The organism is Methyloceanibacter sp., from assembly GCF_051306395.1.
Lineage (GTDB): Bacteria > Pseudomonadota > Alphaproteobacteria > Rhizobiales > Methyloligellaceae > Methyloceanibacter.
In genome coordinates this window covers 1-2,416 of record NZ_JBPPND010000157.1, presented here as the reverse complement: position 1 = coordinate 2,416, position 2,416 = coordinate 1, and the positions used below count along the sequence as shown (strand labels likewise).

Sequence of the window (2,416 nt, the reverse complement as noted above, 5' to 3'; positions counted from 1 at the left end):
GACGACCAGGACGCGGAGCAGGCCGAACCACGTATCGAAAAACATTGGACCCTCCACGAAAAGTGGGCGGCACGAGGCCGCCCACATCACAGTTTAGCTCAGGCCCCGTCGATTACTCGACGGCGGTGTCGGTTTCGTTCTCGACATCGGCGCGCTTGTCGCGCTTCTCGCCAAGCCACACAAAGCTCGGCGCGGCCTCGAGTTGCTCCTTCGTCGCGTCGATAACGATCACCTCGTTATCATGCGAGGCGTCGTCACCCACATCCGCGGTCTCTTCACCATCGGCGTTCTGATCCACGACATCCTCGTCACGGAACTTCAGGGCCTCGAAGGGAACCCCGACGTCCTTCTCGCCAAGACCGAGGAAGCCGCCGACGCCAACCGTAATGGCGACGACCTTGCCCTTCTCGTTGAGGATCACGTTGTTCACCTCGCCGAGAGTCTCGCCATCATTGTTCTCCACGCTCTTGCCGATCAGGGTCTGAGCCGTCCAATCGGTGGGGGACTGCTGGGTCACATAATCGAAGGACGGGGGCGTAGTCTTCCGGTCCGCGGCTTTGTCGGCCGACTCTTCGTTCATGGCCGTATTGCCGGCGCCGTCGACATCCGTCTCGTCGGTGACCTCGTTCATGGCCTTCTTGTCGTTAGCCTTGATATCATCGGCGGCGGCGGTCTCAGCTGTCTTGCTCAGCTCCGCGTTGAGGTCGCGGGCCTCCTCGAGATGCTCCTTGAGCGTCGGAACCGTGTCGGCCGCCCACTCCTTCAGGGCCTCGTTGTCGCCGGACTTCGAGTAGTCCTGGAACAAGTTCACGGCCTGCTCATGGGCCAGCACCTGCATCGGCACGTAAACAGTGTCGAACTTGGCGCCTGACGCCTCCTTCAGCTTGTCGAGATTGGCCTGATGCTTGTCGTCGAGCTTTGACGGCATGTCGACCTTGATGTTCTCGTCCTTGACGAGCTCCTTCAGGTCCTCGGTGGTCTCGGTGTGATCGTCGACCATCTGCTCACCGAAGTCCTTGACGTCCTCATGCTGTGCCTTCTTGGCGGCGAGCTTGCCGGACTTGACCTCGAACATGTCGCTGACCGTCACCTTGTTCACGAACTCTTCGGTGGTGACGGCCAAGGCGGACACAGATGTGGTGGCGAGCAGCGGCAAGGTAAGCGCTAGCGTCGCCGCAAAAGCGGTCGATTTCATATTTTCCTCCTGTTCATTGAGGGCCGCGCGGGGGAACGCGACCGTGCATTTGATGTGGAATCAACCGAGCAAGCGGCCCTCAAGTTCCCTGGCATGGAAAATCGGGCGCTCGGGTCTGCCTCTGCCACGGCGGTCTGCGTCCGCGAAGCCCTTGTAAGTGCCGGTTCCCCCGGTTAATGAAGGGCGCCCAAAGCAAATTCCGAGGGGTTTGACCGAGCCGATGAGCACCGAAGCGACCGAAAAGGGCGGGAATCCGCTCGTTATCTTCATCATTTCGCTCTGCGCGGCCATCGTCATGGCCGGCGGCTTCGCCATTGTGGTCGAGGCCTTCGTCATCGCCGCCGCCAACCTGTTCGAACTTGGCTCCACCTTTATCTGGGTGGGTAGCGGCGCCAATGCTCTTCTCGCGGTGTGGTTCGCCATCTGGACTTTCGTCCGCTCCTGGCACGTGGAACGGCGCCTGCGTGCCGGTCTCGAGGTCGACGAGCCGAAGATGTCGATCCTCGCAAATTTGAGGGGATAGGCGCCCTTCGAGGGCTCGGAGGCCGCGCGAGCGGCGCGAATATCCACATGCGGCACGGACCAAAAGTCCGTATGGTCTAGCCAAGCAACACGTCTTAGGGGGTTTCGGCAATGTCGGTTTGGGGAAAGCTCGCTGGAGCCGCTGCGGGGCTCGCGATCGGAGGCCCGATCGGGGCGCTTCTCGGAGGCGTGGCGGGGCACTACGTCATCGACCGCGATCAGGAGCAGGACGGGCCGGCCGAGAACCAGGTGGCCTTCACCGTGGGCGTGATTGCGCTCGGCGCCAAGATGGCCAAGGCCGACGGCGTGGTCACCATGGACGAGGTCAACGCCTTCAAGGAAGTCTTCAAAGTACCTGAAGGCGAGATGAAGAACGTGGCGCGCGTCTTCAATCTGGCCAAGCAGGATGTGTCCGGCTACGAGGCCTATGCCGAACAGCTCGCGACCATGTTCAAGGGCAACCGCAAGCTTCTGGAAGATGTGCTCGACGGTCTGTTCCACATTGCCAAGGCCGACGAGGCGCTCCATCCCGGCGAGGAAGCGTTCCTGTCCCAGGTCGCCAACCGCTTCGGATTCACCGAAACCGAGTTCAGCTACATCAAGGCGCGCCACGTCGTGGCCTCCAAGCGCAACCCATATGAGGTCCTGGAGGTCGACCCGAGCGTCACCAACGAGGCGCTGAAGGTCCAGTACCGCAAG

3 protein-coding genes are annotated in these 2,416 nt (G+C 61.5%); 2 read left to right on the top strand and 1 reads right to left on the bottom strand.

Features of this window, described 5'->3' with window-relative positions; all coding sequences use genetic code 11:
• Window positions 1-112: 112 nt before the first annotated feature.
• Window positions 113-1,195, bottom strand: a complete 1,083-nt coding sequence (locus ACSLE4_RS08090; protein WP_435903957.1) for a DUF4142 domain-containing protein — start codon at window positions 1,193-1,195, stop codon at window positions 113-115.
• Window positions 1,196-1,415: 220 nt separating this feature from the next.
• On the opposite strand from ACSLE4_RS08090, the gene ACSLE4_RS08085 reads away from it, so the two are divergent.
• Together ACSLE4_RS08085 and ACSLE4_RS08080 are read left to right on the top strand one after the other, a co-directional pair.
• On the top strand, window positions 1,416-1,718 hold the full coding sequence (locus ACSLE4_RS08085; RefSeq protein ID WP_435903956.1) for a hypothetical protein: 303 nt from the start codon (window positions 1,416-1,418) through the stop codon (window positions 1,716-1,718).
• A 110-nt stretch (window positions 1,719-1,828) separates the two neighbouring features.
• On the top strand, window positions 1,829-2,416 hold a 588-nt coding region (locus tag ACSLE4_RS08080), incomplete at its 3' end, for a TerB family tellurite resistance protein (RefSeq protein WP_435903955.1).